16 protein-coding genes are annotated in these 17,792 nt (G+C 60.4%); 8 read left to right on the top strand and 8 right to left on the bottom strand.

What is annotated here, in order from left to right; genetic code table 11:
• Window positions 1-109: 109 nt before the first annotated feature.
• The 8 genes from guaB to dnaA all read right to left on the bottom strand — a co-directional run bounded on the left by guaB (window position 110) and on the right by dnaA (window position 10,611).
• On the bottom strand, window positions 110-1,567 hold the full coding sequence (gene guaB, locus CLV97_RS03365; RefSeq protein WP_106344103.1) for an IMP dehydrogenase: 1,458 nt from the start codon (window positions 1,565-1,567) through the stop codon (window positions 110-112).
• 227 nt (window positions 1,568-1,794) lie between these two features.
• Window positions 1,795-4,227 (bottom strand): DNA gyrase subunit A, encoded by a 2,433-nt coding sequence (gene gyrA, locus CLV97_RS03360; RefSeq protein WP_106344102.1) that lies wholly within the window; start codon window positions 4,225-4,227, stop codon window positions 1,795-1,797.
• 54 nt (window positions 4,228-4,281) lie between these two features.
• Window positions 4,282-6,195 carry a DNA topoisomerase (ATP-hydrolyzing) subunit B gene (gyrB, locus tag CLV97_RS03355; protein WP_211295668.1) on the bottom strand — a complete coding sequence of 638 codons (1,914 nt, stop codon included), beginning with the start codon at window positions 6,193-6,195 and terminating at the stop codon, window positions 4,282-4,284.
• A gap of 11 nt (window positions 6,196-6,206) precedes the next feature.
• Window positions 6,207-6,491 (bottom strand): extracellular matrix regulator RemB, encoded by a 285-nt coding sequence (remB, locus tag CLV97_RS03350; protein WP_106344100.1) that lies wholly within the window; start codon window positions 6,489-6,491, stop codon window positions 6,207-6,209.
• A gap of 4 nt (window positions 6,492-6,495) precedes the next feature.
• Complete coding sequence (gene recF, locus CLV97_RS03345) at window positions 6,496-7,614, bottom strand: DNA replication/repair protein RecF (RefSeq protein ID WP_106344099.1); 1,119 nt, start codon at window positions 7,612-7,614, stop codon at window positions 6,496-6,498.
• A gap of 16 nt (window positions 7,615-7,630) precedes the next feature.
• Window positions 7,631-7,846, bottom strand: coding sequence for a S4 domain-containing protein YaaA (gene yaaA / locus CLV97_RS03340; RefSeq protein WP_106344098.1), 216 nt, complete (start codon window positions 7,844-7,846; stop codon window positions 7,631-7,633).
• 18 nt (window positions 7,847-7,864) lie between these two features.
• Window positions 7,865-9,001 carry a DNA polymerase III subunit beta gene (gene dnaN, locus CLV97_RS03335; protein ID WP_106344097.1) on the bottom strand — a complete coding sequence of 379 codons (1,137 nt, stop codon included), beginning with the start codon at window positions 8,999-9,001 and terminating at the stop codon, window positions 7,865-7,867.
• Between the two features lie 260 nt (window positions 9,002-9,261).
• Window positions 9,262-10,611: a chromosomal replication initiator protein DnaA gene (gene dnaA / locus CLV97_RS03330; RefSeq protein ID WP_106344096.1), complete on the bottom strand. Its 1,350-nt coding sequence runs from the start codon at window positions 10,609-10,611 to the stop codon at window positions 9,262-9,264.
• A 539-nt stretch (window positions 10,612-11,150) separates the two neighbouring features.
• On the opposite strand from dnaA, the gene rpmH reads away from it, so the two are divergent.
• The 8 genes from rpmH (at window position 11,151) to rsmG (ending at window position 17,761) form a co-directional block, all read left to right on the top strand.
• Window positions 11,151-11,285, top strand: a complete 135-nt coding sequence (gene rpmH, locus CLV97_RS03325; RefSeq protein WP_092036046.1) for a 50S ribosomal protein L34 — start codon at window positions 11,151-11,153, stop codon at window positions 11,283-11,285.
• Between the two features lie 121 nt (window positions 11,286-11,406).
• Complete coding sequence (gene rnpA / locus CLV97_RS03320; protein ID WP_106344095.1) at window positions 11,407-11,778, top strand: ribonuclease P protein component; 372 nt, start codon at window positions 11,407-11,409, stop codon at window positions 11,776-11,778.
• Window positions 11,775-11,984: a membrane protein insertion efficiency factor YidD gene (gene yidD, locus CLV97_RS03315; protein WP_106344094.1), complete on the top strand. Its 210-nt coding sequence runs from the start codon at window positions 11,775-11,777 to the stop codon at window positions 11,982-11,984. Before rnpA ends, yidD begins: the two co-directional genes overlap by 4 nt.
• Before the next feature lie 88 nt (window positions 11,985-12,072).
• The gene (locus tag CLV97_RS03310; RefSeq protein ID WP_245891348.1) at window positions 12,073-12,822 is read left to right on the top strand and encodes a YidC/Oxa1 family membrane protein insertase; all 750 of its coding nucleotides are present in this window, start codon (window positions 12,073-12,075) and stop codon (window positions 12,820-12,822) included.
• 4 nt (window positions 12,823-12,826) lie between these two features.
• The gene (gene jag / locus CLV97_RS03305) at window positions 12,827-13,456 is read left to right on the top strand and encodes an RNA-binding cell elongation regulator Jag/EloR (protein ID WP_106344092.1); all 630 of its coding nucleotides are present in this window, start codon (window positions 12,827-12,829) and stop codon (window positions 13,454-13,456) included.
• Between the two features lie 156 nt (window positions 13,457-13,612).
• Window positions 13,613-14,989 (top strand): tRNA uridine-5-carboxymethylaminomethyl(34) synthesis GTPase MnmE, encoded by a 1,377-nt coding sequence (gene mnmE / locus CLV97_RS03300; protein ID WP_106344091.1) that lies wholly within the window; start codon window positions 13,613-13,615, stop codon window positions 14,987-14,989.
• A gap of 73 nt (window positions 14,990-15,062) precedes the next feature.
• Complete coding sequence (gene mnmG, locus CLV97_RS03295; RefSeq protein WP_106344090.1) at window positions 15,063-16,949, top strand: tRNA uridine-5-carboxymethylaminomethyl(34) synthesis enzyme MnmG; 1,887 nt, start codon at window positions 15,063-15,065, stop codon at window positions 16,947-16,949.
• A gap of 92 nt (window positions 16,950-17,041) precedes the next feature.
• Window positions 17,042-17,761: a 16S rRNA (guanine(527)-N(7))-methyltransferase RsmG gene (rsmG, locus tag CLV97_RS03290; RefSeq protein WP_425440540.1), complete on the top strand. Its 720-nt coding sequence runs from the start codon at window positions 17,042-17,044 to the stop codon at window positions 17,759-17,761.
• Window positions 17,762-17,792 lie beyond the last annotated feature (31 nt).

Raw genomic sequence — 17,792 nt, 5'->3', positions numbered from 1 at the left:
GAACAAGAAGTTTTCGCCAGCATCGCAAAAAGCTGCAAAAAGCCGGCGAGCGGGCCGGCCTTTTCGCGCAAGAAAAAACCGCAGGAAATCCCTGCGGATGCCGTTGCCGTCAGACGTGATAGTTGGGCGCTTCCTTGGTGATCTGCACGTCATGGGGATGGCTTTCCCGAAGAGAGGCGCCGGTCACCCGGATGAACCGGGTCTTCTCCTTCAGTTCCTGCAGGTTTTTCACCCCGCAGTAACCCATGCCCGCCTTCAGGCCGCCGACCAGCTGGAAGACGGTATCGGCCAGGGGGCCCTTGTAGGGGACCCTTCCTTCAATGCCCTCGGGAACCAGCTTCTTCTCGTTCTCCTGGAAGTAACGATCCCGGCTTCCCGCCTGCATCGCCCCGAGGGAGCCCATGCCCCGGTACACCTTGAACCGCCGTCCCTGGAAGATCTCCGATTCCCCAGGCGCTTCCTCGGTTCCGGCAAAGAGGCTTCCCAGCATCACCGCGTCGGCCCCCGCCGCGATCGCCTTCACGATATCCCCCGAGTAGCGGATCCCTCCGTCGGCGATGATGGGGACGCCGTACTGGCGGGCGACGGTGGCGCAGTCGTAAATGGCGGTGACCTGCGGCACGCCGATTCCCGCCACCACCCGGGTGGTGCAGATGGAGCCGGGGCCGATTCCCACTTTGACCACGCTGGCCCCCGCTTCGATCAGATCTCGGGTTCCCTCCGCCGTGGCCACATTCCCCCCGACAATGCAGAGGTCCGGATAACGCCGCCGCAGCTCGGCCACCGTCTCCAGCACGCCTCGGGAATGGCCGTGGGCGGTGTCCACCACCAGGACATCCACCTCCGCTTCCACCAGGGCGGCCGCCCGCTTGTAGGTGTCGCTGGACACCCCTACGGCCGCTCCCGCCAGAAGCCGTCCCTGGGCGTCCTTGGCCGCATCGGGGAAGAGGGTGGCCTTTTCGATGTCCTTGATGGTGATGAGCCCCTTCAACACCCCTTGTTCATCCACCAGGGGCAGTTTCTCGATCTTGTACTTCTGGAGGATCTCCTCCGCCTCTTTGAGGGTGGTTCCCACCGGCGCCGTCACCAGGTTCTCCTTGGTCATCACCTCGGAGATGGGCGTGGAATAATCGCGGATGAACCGCATATCCCGGTTGGTCAAAATGCCGACCAGCTTCCGCTCCTTGTCCACGATCGGCACGCCGGAAATCCGGTACTTGGACATGAGCGCTTCGGCATCGTAAACCTTGTGTTCGGGGTGGAGGTAGAAAGGCTTGGTGATGACGCCGCTCTCCGAGCGCTTCACCCGATCCACTTCCTCCGCCTGCTCCTCGATCTTCATGTTTTTGTGAATGATCCCGATCCCGCCTTGGCGTGCGATGGCGATGGCCATCGGGGCTTCGGTCACCGTGTCCATCCCGGCGCTGATGAGAGGGATGTTCAGCCGGATTCCCTCCCCCAACCGGGTGGAGACCTCCACATCCTTCGGCAACACTTCGGACTTGGCCGGAATCAGCAAGACGTCGTCAAAGGTGAGTCCTTCCTTGGAGAATTTTTCCTCCCACATGTGCTTTGCGCCCTCCTGGTGTTTGTCCCGAGCAAACGTTTTTGAAAGTGTACCAAACGGCGGAATGGGCGTCAAGCGGCGAAGAATTCTCCGAAAAAGGCGAAAGGGGCGACCGGCGCCGGCGGGCATGTGTCACGGAGGGCCGGACAAGGAGGGCTGTTAAAACGGAAAAACCAAAAAGCCGGAGAGGGTGAACCTCTCCGGCCGGGGTTGCGGACGACTGCCGCTCACTCTTCTTCCTCATCGGTGTGCACGCGGGCGACGGTGGCCACCTCTTCTCCCTCCCGCAGAGTGATCAGCTTGACTCCCTGGGTGTAGCGGCCCTGCTGGGAAATATCGGAGACGTTGAGGCGGATCACCATGCCGCCGTTGGTGACCAACATCAGATCCTCCCGGGGAGTCACCATCTTCAGGCCGACGATGGGGCCGTTCTTTTCGGTGACGGTGAGGGTCTTGATCCCCTTTCCGCCCCGGGACTGCTGACGGTACTCGGAAAGGGGCGTCCGTTTCCCGTACCCCTTGGCGGTGACGATCATCACGTCGTGATCCGGATAGGCGATATCCATGTCGATCACTTCGTCCCCTTCGCTCAAGGTGATCCCCTTCACACCCGTCGCCGAACGGCCCATCTGCCGGACATCCTGTTCGGAGAAGCGAATCGACATGCCGAAGCGCGTCCCCAGGATGATCTCCTGATTTCCGTCGGTCAGGCGGACGCCGACCAGCTCGTCTTCGTCCCGGAGATTGATGGCAAAGAGACCGTTCCGCCGAATGTGCTCAAACTCCTCCAGGGCCGTTTTCTTGATCACCCCGTGCTTGGTGGCGAAGAAGAGCATCTTGTCGTGCGTAAACTCCTTCACCGGGATGACCGCGTGGATGTATTCCCCGGGCTCGATCTGGATCAGGTTGATGATCGGGGTTCCCCGGGCCGCCCTGCCGAGCTCCGGCACCTCGTAGGCCTTCAACCGATACACCTTGCCCCGGTTGGAGAAAAAGAGCAGGTAGTGGTGGGAGTTGCAGACGAACAGGTGCTGGACGAAATCGTCCTCCCGGGTGCCCATCCCGGTGATGCCCCGTCCTCCCCTCCGCTGGGCCCGGTAGGTGGACAGGGGCATCCGCTTGATGTAACCGCGGTGGGTGAGCAGGACCGCCACCTCTTCCTCGGGGATCAGATCCTCCTCGACGATCTCATCCGCGTCCGGCTTGATCCGCGTCCTCCGCTCATCGGCGAACTGCTCCTTGATCTCCAGGAGCTCGTCCCGGACGACTCCGCGGATCTTCGCTTCGTCGGCGAGGATGGCCCTGAGTTCGGCGATCGTTTTGAGCAGCTCCTCGTACTCGCTCTCGATCTTTTCCCGCTCCAGGCCGGTCAGGCGCTGCAGCCGCATGTCCAGGATGGCCTGGGCCTGCTTTTCGGTCAGGCCGAAGCGCTCCATCAGGCCGGTTCTCGCCTCGTCCGCCGTCTGGGAGGCGCGGATCAGGGCGATCACTTCGTCGATGTGATCCAGGGCGATCCGCAGTCCTTCCAGGATATGGGCCCTCTCTTCCGCCTTGCGCAGGTCGAACTGGGTTCTGCGGCGGATCACTTCGATCTGGTGTTCCAGGTAGTGGTGAAGGAGCTCCTTCAGGTTGAGCACCTGGGGCTGCCCGTTCACCAGGGCCAGCATGATCACCCCGAAGCCCGTCTGGAGTGCCGTATGCTTGTACAGGTTGTTCAACACCACCCGGGGGTTGACGTCCCGCCGGAGCTCGATGACGACGCGCATCCCGTTCCGGTCCGATTCATCCCGGAGGTCGGTGATGCCCTCCACCCGCTTTTCCCGGACCAGTTCGGCGATCTTTTCCACCAGCTTGGCTTTGTTGACCTGATAGGGAAGCTCCTCCACGACGATGCGCATCTTGCCGCCGGAGGCCTCTTCAATGCGCGTCTTGGCCCGGACCTGGAGGTTGCCCCGCCCCGTGCGATAAGCCTTCCTGATTCCGTCCGTCCCCAGGATCACCCCGCCGGTGGGGAAATCGGGGCCCTTGATCGATTTCATCAACTCCTCCACCGTCACCTCGGGGTTCTCGATCATCCGGACCAAGCCGTCGATCACTTCCCCGAGGTTGTGCGGAGGAATGTTGGTGGCCATGCCGACGGCGATCCCCGATGCCCCGTTGACGAGAATATTGGGAATGCGGGAGGGAAGCACCAGGGGCTCCTCCAGGCTGCCGTCGTAGTTGGGCCCGAAATCGATGGTTTCCTTCTTGATGTCCCGGAGCATCTCCAGGGCGATGGGCGCAAGCCGCGCTTCGGTGTAACGCATCGCCGCCGGGGAATCGCCGTCGACGGAACCGAAGTTGCCGTGGCCGTCGACCAGCATGTACCGGTAGGAAAAATCCTGGGCCATCCGGACCATCGAGTCATATACCGCCGCATCGCCGTGGGGATGGTAACGGGCCAGAACGTTCCCCACCACGTTGGCCGATTTCTTGTACGGCTTGTCCGGAGTGATCCCCAGTTCAAACATGGAATAAAGAATCCGCCGGTGAACCGGCTTCAGCCCGTCCCGCACGTCGGGGAGGGCGCGGCTGACGATCACGCTCATGGCGTAATCGAGAAAGGAATTGCGCATCTCCTGGCTGATATTTACTTCCTGGATCCGTTCGGTATCTGGCATCGGTTAGTCCCTCCGTCCGTTGATCCGGCCATCCTTCGGCCGCCCGCGGCACCGTCAGACGTCCAGATTGCGCACCTGCCGGGCGTACTCCTGGATAAACTCCCGGCGGGGCTCCACCTTGTCCCCCATCAGCGTTTCAAACACGTGATCGGCGTCGATGGCGTCCTGAAGGCTGACCTGGAGCAAGGTGCGGCTCTCCGGGTCCATCGTCGTCTCCCAGAGCTGGGTGGCGTTCATCTCACCCAACCCCTTGTACCGCTGGATTTCCACTTTTCCCTTGGCCTGCATCTCCTGGACGATCCGCTCCTTCTCCCGGTCGCTGTAAGCATAGCGGATCGTTTTTCCCTGGCTGATCTTGTACAGGGGAGGCTGGGCGATGTAGACATACCCCTCCTCGATCAGGGGACGCATGTACCGGTAAAAGAAGGTGAGGAGCAGGGTGCGGATGTGCGCCCCGTCCACATCGGCGTCGGTCATGATGATCACTTTGTGGTAACGGGCCTTGGCGATGTTGAAATCCTCGCCGATCCCCGTTCCCAGGGCGGTGATGATCGTCCGGATTTCATCGTTGGAAAGGGCCTTGTCGAGACGGGCCTTCTCCACGTTGAGGATCTTTCCCCGGAGGGGGAGGATCGCCTGAAACATCCGGTCGCGCCCCTGTTTGGCCGTCCCGCCCGCGGAATCCCCCTCCACCAGGAACAGTTCGCTGATCTCGGCGTTCCGGGAAGTGCAGTCGGCCAGCTTGCCCGGGAGGGAGCTCACCTCCAGGGCGTTTTTCCGCCGGGTCAGCTCCCGGGCTTTCCGGGCGGCCTCCCGGGCCCGCGCGGCCGTCACGGCCTTGCTGATGATCCGTTTGGCCACGGAGGGGTTTTCCTCCAGAAAGGTGTAGAAGCGGTCGGCGAAGACGGATTCCGTCACGGTCCGCGCTTCGCTGTTCCCCAGCTTGGTCTTGGTCTGTCCCTCAAACTGCGGATCGGGGATCTTGACGCTGATGATCGCCGTCAGACCTTCGCGGACGTCGTCACCGGTCAGGTTGCTGTCGTTGTCCTTCAGGAGATTGTTGCGGCGGGCATAGTCGTTGATCACCCGGGTGAGGGCCGATTTGAAGCCCGCTTCGTGGGTCCCCCCCTCGTAGGTGTGAATGTTGTTGGCGAAGGAATAGATGTTGCTGGCGTAGGAATCGTTGTACTGGAGGGCGATCTCCGCGAAGATGCCGTCCCGTTCCCCCTGGATGTAGATGGGGGGAGCGTGCAGCGTATCCCGGTTTCGGTTCAGGTGCTCCACGAAGGAGATGATCCCGCCGTCGTATTTGAATTCCTGGGATTTTCCCTCTCCCCGCTCGTCGGTCAGGGATATGTACACTCCGCGGTTGAGAAAGGCCAATTCCCGCAGGCGGTTTTGAAGCACCTCATAGTCGTATTCGGTCGTTTCCGTGAAGATTTCCGGATCGGGCTTGAAGGTGACGCGGGTCCCGGTCTCATCGGTGGTGCCCACCACCTGCAGCTCCGTCTCGGGAACCCCCCGCCGGTAACGCTGCCGGTGGATTTTCCCTTCCCGCTTCACCTCCACCTCCAGCCATTCGGAAAGGGCGTTGACGACCGACACGCCCACGCCGTGCAAACCGCCGGAAAAGGTGTACCCGTCGCCGCCGAATTTTCCTCCGGCGTGAAGCGTGGTCATCACCACTTCCACCGCCGGCTTCCCCATTTTCGGGTGGATGCCCACCGGGATGCCGGAACCGTTGTCGGTTACGGTCACGCTGTTGTCCGGATGAATGGTTACCCAGATGGCATCGCACCGACCGGCCAGGGCTTCGTCGATGCTGTTGTCCACCACTTCCCACACCAGGTGGTGAAGGCCGCGGCTGCTGGTGGAGCCGATGTACATCCCCGGCCGCCTTCGAACCGCCTCCAACCCCTCCAACACCTGAATCTGGGTTTCATCATAGTTGGTTCGCTGTACGGTCACCTGCAGTTCACCTACTCTCTGGATTCCTGGTCGCTCCCCGGAAGGCCTTCGGACCGCAATAAGCGGCTTGGCCCTTCATTCGCCCGCTTCATCAGGGTGTGGGACGAAATCGGGGAAGCGTAGACCAACGTATCGGTCACGATGATCGATTTGACATCCCGGGGGGCGATGACCACGTATCGCCCTTCCCGACGTGCCCTGTCCACAAAGGGAAAAATGTGCGGGGATGACGCGTCCAGGATGGCGATCACGTCCCGGGTGCGTATCATCTTGTTCCCGCCTAGGTGAACAAACACCCTCTCACCTCAGTTCCGTAAAGGTTCCCCCTTCCACCCGCCAGATCCGGGCCCGCTCCAGGGTCTCTTTCCCGATGCCCTCCAGGCTGGTCGCGGTGACGAAGGTTTGCACCTTGTCCCGGATCGTTTCCAACAGGTGTGTCTTTCGGTGATCGTCCAACTCGGAAAGAACATCATCCAACAAAAGGATGGGATAATGGCCGATTTCCTGATAAATCAACTCGATTTCCGCCAGCTTGAGCGCCAGCGCCGCTGTCCGCTGCTGCCCCTGGGACCCGTAGGCGAACAGATCGAAACCGTTGACGATGAGCCGCAGGTCGTCCCGATGGGGGCCGAGCAGGGTGTTTCCCCGACGGATTTCCTGTTCCCGGATCCGGGGCAGTTCCCGGCGAAGCTGCTGTTTCCACATCTCCGGGGAGCTCTCTTCGTCGAGGTCGACGGAAGGGGCGTAAAGGACCTTCAGCTCCTCCACCCCCCGGCTGATCGCGGAGTGAATCCGTCCGGCCCGCTCCGAAAGGGAGCGCACGAATTCAAAGCGCTTCCTCCATACCGGAACCGCCGATTCAATCCACTGTTCGTCCAACACCTCGAGCAGCGTCATCTCCGCCTGACCGCGTCCCGACAGCTCTTTCAACAGGCTGTTTCGCTGGGAGACCAGCTGTTTGTAGCGGCTCAGATGATACACGTAAGCGGGGCTGATCTGCCCGATCTCCGTATCGATGAACCGGCGTCGGACCTGCGGGCTTCCCTTGACGATGTCCAGATCCTCCGGTGCGAACAGGACGACGGCCAGGGTTCCGATGTATTCGCTGAGGCGGCGCTGTTCCACCCCGTTGCGGACGACCTGTTTACCCCGTTCCGAAAGACGCACCTCCAGGCGGTGGGAACGCTCTCCCCTCAAGATGCGCACGGCGAGCCGGGCGGTCGGTTGATTCCAGCGGATCAGTTCCCGGTGGGACCTCGCCCGGTGGGATTTGCCCAGCGCCAAAACGTACAGGGATTCCAGCAGGTTGGTTTTCCCCTGGGCGTTGGCGCCGATGAACAGGTGAAGGTCCCCCGGACAGGCGAGGTTCAGCTGCTCGATGTTGCGAAATTGACTCACTTCCAATTCTTCGACGCGCAACCGGCCACCCCTCCCGTCACGAACGAATCACCCGGATGGGCTCGTGTCCGGGAATTTCCACCGTGTCCCCCGGCATGAGCTTTCGGCCGCGGCGCGTCTCCCGCTCCCCGTTGACCTTCACCTCGACGTCGAGCAGGAAAAGTTTTGCCTGTCCCCCGGTCGTGATGATCTCCGCCTTTTTCAGCAATTGTCCCAACTGGATGGTGGGCGTGTTGATCGCAATATTCCGCACGTGGGTCACTCTCCCGCGCTACCGGGTCCGGATCGGAACGATCAGGTGGAGGGAATCGTCGCTGTCCGCCGGCCGGATCGAGAAGGGTGTCATCGGTCCGGTCAGGAGAATCCGGATCTCGTCGCTGTCCACCGCCCGAAGCGCTTCGATCATGTAACGGGCGTTGAAGGAGATGCTCATCGGCTCTCCGCTCACCCGGGCCACCACCTCTTCGGTGACACTTCCCACGTCCTGGGCGGCGGAGCTCACCTCGACGCGTCCGTCGTCGCTTACTACCCATTTTATCACATTATCCCTGCCGTCCCGACTGATTAAGGAAGCCCGATCCACGGATTCCAGCAATTCCTTGGTCGAAAGGACCAGTTCCGTCTTCCCGCCCTTGGGGATCACCCGGTCGGTGTCCGGGTAATTGCCGCTCAAGAGCCGGGTGAAAAACTTCAGGTGCGTCGTCTTGATCAAGAGCTGGTTGTCCGACACGACGATGTCGACCCAACCGGACCGGTCGGCCAGGATTTTCCCCACTTCCGACAAGCTTTTCCCGGGGACGATCACATTGGTCAGGGTCAGGTCTTCCGGGGCCTCCACCTCCGCTTCCCGGCGGGACAGGCGGTGGCTGTCGGTGGCGACGAGGCGCAGTTTGCCTCCTTCCAGCTGCCAGAGGACCCCCATCAGGACTCCCCTCGCCTCGGAGGTGGAGACGGCGAACACCGTCTGCCGAATCATCGTCTGCAGGAGATCGGCCGGAAGGCTGAATTTGCGATCCTCCACAAGCTCCGGAAGCCGGGGATATTCCTCGGGATCCATGGCATTCAGCTGAAACTGGGCCTGGCCGGAGCGGATCGTGGCCACCCGCCGCTCGTCCACTTCCCATTCCACTTCGTCCTCCGGCAACTTGCGGACCAGTTCCCCGATGATGCGTCCGGGGAGAACGGTATTACCCATTCTTTCCAATACAACAATTTCCTTATCCTCTTCGCGCAGGGGCACCTTCACCTGGATGGTCAGATCGGCATTGCTCCCGGTGAAGAGGATGCCCTCTTCGTCTGCCGTCACCTTGATCCCCGTCAAGATGGGGATGGTCGTTCTCGTGGATACCGCCTTGGATACCTGGGAGACCGCGTCCACCAAGGCGGAACGGGCGATGCGGAACTTCATGGGAAACCCTCCTCATTCCCGGATTTTTGTGAAATGTCGAAAAGATGGAATCCCCATCCGATATGAAAGGTCGTTGTCATTTTTTTCGGGGTGGATGCATAGATTATTTATTTTTGTAGCAGCAGAAGAAGTAATAGGCCCTGTGAATGGTGTGGATAACCGGCCCCAAGTCCGCCGGGATAAGGAATTCCTCTGTGGAAAGGGTTGTGCATGGGTTCGTCCGCTTTGTCCACTTTGTCCACATGTAGATTTGTCCGGGATTACCTCCTGTGACGGATCCGCTTTTTCAGCTCTTCGATCTCGTCCTTCAGCTGGGGATCCTTGGCCAGCATGCCGCTGATCTTTTCATGGGCGTGAATCACGGTGGTGTGGTCCCGTCCGCCGAATTGCTCCCCGATCTTCGGCAGGGAGTTGTCGGTCAATTCCCGGCAGAGATACATGGCGATCTGCCTCGGAAAGGCGACGTTTTTGGTCCGCTTCTTCGCTTTCAGATCCTCGATGCTCAAACGGTAAAAGGCGCAGACTTCCTGTTGAATGTCCTGGATGCTGACGGCCCGCTCCCGGTGGTTCGGAACGATGTCCTTCAGGGCCTCCGCGGCCAGTTCCGGGGAGATCGGCTGGTTCATCAGCGCGGAGTAGGCGACGACGCGGATTAGGGCCCCTTCCAGCTCCCGGATGTTGGTGTCGATCCGGTCTGCGATGTAGGCCAGCACTTCACCGGGAATGTCCAGGTTGTCGGCGATCGCTTTCTTGCGCAGAATGGCGAGGCGCGTCTCCAGGTCCGGCGGCTGGATGTCGGTGATCAGTCCCCATTCGAAGCGGGAGCGAAGGCGGTCTTCCAGCGTCGGGATCTCCTTGGGAGGCCGGTCGCTGGAGATGACGATCTGCTTGCTCTCTTCGTGAAGGGTATTAAAGGTATGGAAAAATTCCTCCTGGGTTTGTTCCTTTCCGGCCAAAAACTGAATGTCGTCGATCAACAGGATGTCCACATTCCGGTATTTGTTGCGGAAGTCGACGGTCTTGTTGTCGCGGATGGAATTGATGAATTCGTTGGTGAACTTCTCCGAGGAGATGTAGACCACCCGGCTGTCGGGGTTATGTTCCCGGACATAATGGCCGATGGCGTGCATCAGATGGGTTTTTCCCAGGCCCACCCCGCCGTAGATGAACAGGGGATTGTACGCTTTGGCCGGTGCCTCGGCCACGGCCAGGGAGGCCGCGTGGGCGAAGCGGTTGCCGGAGCCGATGACGAAGCTGTCAAAGGTGTAGCGGGGATTCAGCATCGTCTTCGGGGGTTCTTCGGTCACGGCGGGTTTTCGTTCCGGGACGGGAACCCTTTGTTCCGCACCTTTTTCCACAGGGGGAGCGTTGACGATCCGGACCTCGATGTCCTTTCCGGTGATCTCCGTCAGGGTGTCCCGGATCAGATCGACGTAATGGGAGGCCAGCCAGTCGCGGGTAAAATCGTTGGGTGCGGAGATCACCAGGGTTTCATCGTAATAATCGACGGCTTTTGTGGACATCAGCCACGTCTCAAAACTGGGCTTGCTCAGCTTCCCCCGGATCGATTCCAGGGCCTGTGACCACAGCTCCTGGATGGACGTGTCCACATGGGCAACCTCCTTTCGGGCATGTCAACAGAATTATTCACAGGATAAGGGCGGCCGAATCGAAGAGTAAAAGAAAGCGGCGGTGTTTTCCACACCGTCCACAGGGTGTCGGAGGGAATCATCCACAAGATCCTGTGGATTTCCACACGATTATCCACAAGACGTGGATAAAGGAGGAATCTCTCGAAGTTATCCACTGGGGAAAACATAAACATGATACCAAATGATTCTAGTAATGACAATGGGATTTAAGACATTTATCCACAGTCCACAGGGCCTGGGAATCCCCTCGTCCACAGGGAGGGGATGTGTGGACAAGCGGGGGATGGCTTGGGGATTCCCCGGAATCGGCCGGTCAAATTTATCCACATGTGGATTTCCCGCCATTCCTTGACAACCTTCTTTTTGGACCGATATAATTAGAAAGACTGTCATCCTGTCGCCGGATGTTCATGGCGGAAACAGACGGAGAAGGGAGGGTACCGGGTTTTTGGGAGCGACCTTCGGGGCTTGGCCCGCGGTCGCCCACCGGAAGCGATATGAAGCGAACCTATCAACCGAGCAGGCGGAAGCGGAAGAACGTGCATGGCTTCCGTAAGCGGATGAGCACGAAAAACGGACGCAAAGTGCTTCGAAACCGCCGGCGCAAGGGCAGAAAAGTGTTGTCCGCTTAAGGCCACCGCCATGCAGCGTGGCCTTTTTTCCTATTTCCGGGACGAAAAGGGTTTATTTTTGGGACAATCCGCTCCATACTGAAATTTGAGAGGCTTTCAGGTTCCGGAAGGAGGGGCGCCCTTGCAACGGGAACACCGTCTGAGGCGGAGGAACGATTTCCGACGGGTGTTCCGCGCCGGTTCCTCGACGGCCAACCGTCAATTTGTCGTGTACAAATTGAAGCGGTTTGACGATGGACCGGTCCGGATCGGCATATCCGTCAGCCGCAAGGTGGGAAAGGCGGTCACGCGAAACCGGGTGAAGCGGTTGGTGAAGGAGGTCCTTCGCCAGAGGATCGAATCGCTGCCCGAGGGAACGGACCTGGTCATCATCGCCCGCGCTCCTGCCGCAACCATGGATTACCATCAGGTGGAATCCAGTTTGCGCCACGTGATGTCCAAAGGAAAATTGCTCAGGCAGAACGAAGAGAAGAAGAGGGGAAGGTCGCGATGAAGGCCATCGCTTTGGGGGCCATCCGTTTCTACCGCCGATTCATCTCCCCCCTGAAACCGCCGTCTTGTCGGTTCTACCCCACCTGTTCCGAGTACGGTTTGACGGCGATTTCCCGTTACGGCGTGCTGCGCGGCGGGTGGCTCACGGTGAAGCGGATAGCCAAGTGCCATCCCTTTCATCCGGGAGGCTATGATCCGGTTCCCTGAGGCCGGCTGTCGGCCGTCATACATATTCACCGGCTTTCGCAGAAGCAGCCGAACCTTTCCAGTCGGAACCGTTAAGGAGGCGTTTTTATTGCAGAAACGTCGCAGCAGAAAATGGATCGGGCTCTTGCTTCTGGTCGCGGCGCTCGGCGCCCTGGCCGGTTGCGCGCCGGATCCTTCGCAGTTCAAACCGGTTGATCCGAACGGCGGCATCTGGGACAGATTTTTTGTCTATCCCTTGACCGTCGCGTTGGATGCTTTCAATGAACTGATCGGCAGTTACGGTCTTTCCATTCTGGTGGTTACGGTAATCATCCGTTTGCTCCTTCTCCCCTTGACCATCAAGCAGATGAAGAGCTCCAAGGCGATGCAGGCCCTGCAGCCGGAGCTGAAGAGGCTTCAGGAGAAGTACCGGAACAATCAGCAAAAGCTGCAGGAAGAGACGATGAAGCTCTTCCAGAAACACAACGTCAACCCCATGTCCGGGTGCCTTCCGCTCCTGATCCAGTTGCCCGTCCTGATCGCGTTCTACCAGTCGATCATGCGCAATCAGCACATCGCCGAATCGGACTTTCTGTGGATGCAGCTCGGCCAGCCCGATCCCTGGATTGTGCTGCCCGTCCTGGCGGCGGTGACCACCTACCTGCAGTCCATCGCCACGGGGATGGGGGACAATCCGCAGACACGGGTGATGTTGTTCGTGATGCCGATCATGATCTTCGTCCTGGCCTACCAGTTTCCGGCGGCTCTGTCTTTGTACTGGGTGTACAGCAACCTGTTCTCCATGGTTCAGTATTACTTCCTGAGCGACAAATACCGTGCGAAAAAACAGGAGGGTTGACCGGGTGAACAAGGTGATTGTTTCGGCGAAAACCGTGGAGGAGGCGGTGGAGGAAGCCCTCGGCCGCCTCAAGGCCACCCGGGACCAGGTGCGGGTTTCGGTGCTCGAGGAGCCCCGCAGGGGATGGTTTGGTCTGTTCGGGGCCCGTCCGGCAAAGGTGGAGGTGGAGCGGATCGCTACCCCGGTGAACCCGGTGGAGCAGGGGTTGCGCTTTCTGAAGGAGGTGCTCTCCACCATGGGGCTTTCCGTGGAGGTGGAGGTGCGGGAGGAGCCCGAGGCCGTCACTTTCGACCTGCGCGGGGATCAGTTGGGACTGATCATCGGCCGGCGCGGACAAACCTTGGACGCACTGCAGTATCTGGTCAACATCGTGGCAAACCGCGGCGCCGAAACGCGGCATCGATTCATTCTGGATGCGGGGGGTTTTCGGGAACGGCGGAGGAAAACCCTCCAGGATCTGGCGGATCGGCTGGCCCGTCAGGTGCTTCGGACCGGCAAGGAAGTGAAGCTGGAGCCGATGAGTCCTGCGGACAGGAAAGTGATTCACACCCGAATTCAGACGGTGGAGGGGCTCACCACTTACAGCGAAGGGGAGGAGCCCGATCGCCGCGTCATCATTGCTCCGGAAAAATAGGGGCGCATACGGTGAGAGGCTCTCCTCGGGAGGGCGTTTTTTGTTTATGGAGGCGGTTTTCATTTCCAACGGCGGTATGCTATGATGAAAATTCAGGATATCCTATGCATGTGCAATTTCGGAGAGATGCCGGAGGGGCATCCGGGGTGATCGACAATGGAAAATGATACGATTGCGGCCATTTCCACGCCGGTCGGCGAGGGAGGAATCGCCGTCATCCGGGTGAGCGGACCGGAGGCGGTGGAGGTGGTCGATCGGGTATATAAAGGGAAACGTTCCTTGACCGAAGTGGACACCCATACGGTTCACTACGGCCATATTCTCCATCCGGAGACGAAAGAGGTCCTCGACGAGGTGCTGGTTACCGTCATGCGGGCTCCGCGCACTTTCACCCGGGAGGACGTGGTGGAGGTGAGCTGCCACGGCGGGGTGGTACCGGTGCAGAAGGTGCTGAAATCGCTCCTGACGGCGGGAGCCCGGTTGGCCGAGCCGGGGGAGTTCACCAAACGGGCCTTTCTGAACGGTCGGATCGACCTGTCCCAGGCGGAGGCGGTCATCGACCTGATCCGTTCCAAGACGGACCGGGCCGCCCGCGTGGCGATGGATCAGGCACGGGGCCGCCTTTCCCGGCTGATCCGGAGGCTCAGACAGGAGATCCTGGAAACCCTGGCCCACCTGGCGGTCAACGTGGATTATCCGGAATATGATGCGGAAGAGCTGACCGGGAAGATGCTCCTCTCCCGCTGCCGCAAGATCGAAGGGGAGATCGTCCGCCTGCTGGACACCGCGCGGCAGGGGAAAATCCTGCGTGACGGAATCGCCACCGTCATCGTCGGCCGGCCCAATGTGGGCAAGTCTTCCCTGCTGAATGCCCTGGTCCAGGAGAACAAGGCGATCGTGACCGACATTCCCGGGACCACCCGGGATGTGATCGAGGAATATGTGAACGTCCGGGGGATCCCGCTCCGTCTGGTGGACACCGCCGGCATCCGCGAAACCGAGGACGTGGTGGAGCGGATCGGCGTAGAGCGTTCCCGCCGGGCCCTCGAACAGGCGGACCTGGTGCTGCTCATGCTCAATTATGCGGAACCGCTGACGGAGGATGACCGGAAGCTGCTGGAAGCCCTGCGCTTACACACGGCGATCGTGGTGGTGAATAAGACGGACCTGGAGGGGCGGCTCGATCTGGAGGAAGTGCGCCGCCTGATCGGTGACACTCCCCTCGTCACCCTCTCCCTGAAGGAGGAGCGGGGTCTCGACCGGCTGGAGGAGGCGATCGGCGAGCTTTTCTTCGCCGGCAGGGTGGAGGGGACGGATGCCACGTACGTGAGCAACGTGCGCCACATCCACCTCCTGGAGCAGGCCCTCGGCAACGTCCGGGACGCCATCGCCGGAATCGAGGGGAACATCCCCCTCGACATGGTGGAGATCGACCTGAAAAACGCCTGGCAGCACCTGGGGGAGATCATCGGCGAGGCGGTGGCCGAGGATTTGATCGATCAGATCTTTTCCCAATTCTGTCTGGGGAAATGAGCGAAGCAATCCCGAAAGAAGGGGCGGGAAGGCTGCGACTTTACCCGATCTTTCAAAAAGGGGGGAGAAGAAGATGGGTTATCGGGCCGGAGAATACGATGTGATCGTCATCGGCGCGGGCCATGCCGGGTGTGAAGCGGCGCTGGCCGCGGCGCGGATGGGTTGCCGTACGCTGCTGCTCACCCTGAGTCTGGACACCATCGCCTACATGCCCTGCAATCCTTCGATCGGAGGTCCCGCCAAGGGGCACGTGGTCCGGGAGATCGATGCCCTGGGCGGGGAAATGGGGAGAAACATCGACAAGACCCATATCCAGATGCGGATGCTCAACACCGGCAAGGGGCCAGCCGTCTACGCCCTGCGGGCCCAGGCGGACAAGGTGAAGTATCAGCAGGAGATGAAAAGGACCCTGGAGGCGGAGCCCAATCTGGATCTCCATCAGGCGATGGTGGAGAAGTTGATCGTCGAGGACGGGGAGTGCCGAGGGGTGATCACCCGGACCGGCGCCGAATACCGTTCGCGGGCGGTGGTGCTCACGACGGGAACCTATCTGCGCGGGAAGATCTTTATCGGTGATCTTTCCTACGAGAGCGGTCCGAACAACCAGCAGCCCTCCATCAATCTGTCCTACAACCTGATGGATCTGGGCTTCGAGATGGTCCGCTTCAAGACGGGGACCCCTCCCCGGGTGAACAAGCTGACCATCGACACCGACAAGATGGAGATCCAGCCGGGGGATGAGGAGCCCCGGGCCTTCTCCTTTGAGACCACCGAGTACATCACCGATCAGCTTCCCTGCTGGTTGACCTACACGAATGAACGCACCCATGAGGCCATCCGCCGCAATCTGCACCGGGCGCCGATGTACTCCGGAATGATCGAGGGGCGGGGGCCCCGCTACTGCCCCTCCATCGAGGACAAGATCGTCCGCTTTGCCGACAAGGCCCGCCACCAGATCTTCCTGGAACCGGAGGGACGGGACACCCTGGAGATGTATGTGCAGGGGCTGTCCACCAGCTTGCCGGAGGATGTGCAGCGGGAGATCCTGCGGACGATCGAGGGCATGGAAAAGGTGGAGATGATGCGCACCGGATATGCCATAGAATATGACGCCATCGTCCCCACCCAGCTGTGGCCCAGCCTGGAGACGAAACTGGTGGCGAACCTGTTCACGGCGGGGCAGATCAACGGCACCTCCGGCTACGAGGAAGCCGCCGGCCAGGGGATCATGGCCGGGATCAACGCCGCCCGGAAGGTGCAGGGGAAGGAGCCGGTGATCCTCGACCGCTCCCAGGCCTATATCGGCGTGATGATCGACGATCTGGTGACCAAGGGGACGGAAGAGCCCTACCGTCTCCTCACCTCCCGTGCGGAATACCGCCTGCTCCTCCGCCATGACAATGCGGATCTCCGTTTGACGGAGCTGGGCTATGAAATCGGATTGATTCCCGAGGAGCGGTACCGCCGGTTTGTCGCCAAAAAAGAGGCCATCGAGCGGGAGATCGCCCGACTGAGGGAGACGAGGGTGAAGCCGACCCCCGAGATCCAGCGGATCCTGCGGGATGCCGGATCCAGCGAACTGACCAACGCCATGGATTTGGCCCAGTTGATCAAACGGCCCGAGTTGGGGTACCGGGAGATCAGCCTGATCGCTCCGCCGCCGCAGCCGCTTTCTCCGGAGGTGGCGGAACAGGTGGAGATCCAGCTGAAGTATGAGGGGTATATCCGGAAGTCGCTGCAGCAGGTGGAAAAGATGAAGAAGATGGAGGACAAGAAGATCCCCTCGTGGGTGGACTATGACAAGATCCAGGGAATCTCCTCGGAGTCCCGGGAAAAGCTGAAAAAGGTGCGCCCCTTGTCTATCGGCCAGGCGTCGCGCATCTCCGGTGTGAATCCCGCGGACATCTCGATTCTGATGGTGCACATCGAACAGGGCGGCAAGTCCTTCGCCAAGGCGTGAAGCGCGAGCACCGGGCCGCGGAGGGGTCCCTTGAACGGGACGTCCTCCCGGGTCCGGTTTTATTTCTGCCGTTCGTGAAGGAGGATCTGATGGTGGATATCCGGGAGCGGTTTTTGGATCATGTGAAAAACTTGGGATGGGAACTCTCCCCCGGGCAGTTGGAGCAGTTTGACCGCTACATGAAGCTGCTGGTATCGAGGAACCGGAGCGTGAATCTGACGGCTCTCACCGAAGAAAGGGATGTCTATATCAAGCATTTTTTCGATTCCCTCACGGTGGTGAAGCAGGTGCCGATGGACAAGGTCGAAGCGTTGATCGATGTGGGGACGGGAGCGGGTTTTCCCGGCCTTCCGCTGAAGATCCTCTTTCCCGACCTACGGGTTGTCCTGTTGGATTCCCTGCGAAAGCGGGTCGATTTTTTGAAGGATGTGATTCGGGAGCTGGAGCTGGACCGGACGGAGGCGATCCACGGCCGGGCCGAGGAGATCGCGCGGGAAAAGGAGTTCCGGGAGCGGTTCGATGTGGCCGTGGCGCGGGCGGTGGCTCGTCTCCCGGTTTTGGCCGAATTCTGCCTGCCCTTCGTGCGGGTCGGCGGTTGGTTCGTGGCGATGAAGGGCCCGGAGGCGGAAAAGGAACTGGAAGAGGCGGGGGGAGCCCTGCAAAAATTGGGGGGCGGTGAGGTGCATCAGGAGGCCCTGTCCCTTCCCGAGGGGATGGGGGAAAGAAGGTTGTTGAGCCTCAGAAAGCAATCGCCTACACCGTCCGCTTATCCGCGCCGTCCGGGGATTCCGGCGAAAAACCCACTTCGCTGATCCGGACGGCGATCCGAAAAGAGGGGGCCGA

Origin of the sequence: Planifilum fimeticola, from assembly GCF_003001905.1 — a bacterium.
Lineage (GTDB): Bacteria > Bacillota > Bacilli > Thermoactinomycetales > DSM-44946 > Planifilum > Planifilum fimeticola.
This window is presented reverse-complemented; position numbering and strand designations above follow the sequence as displayed.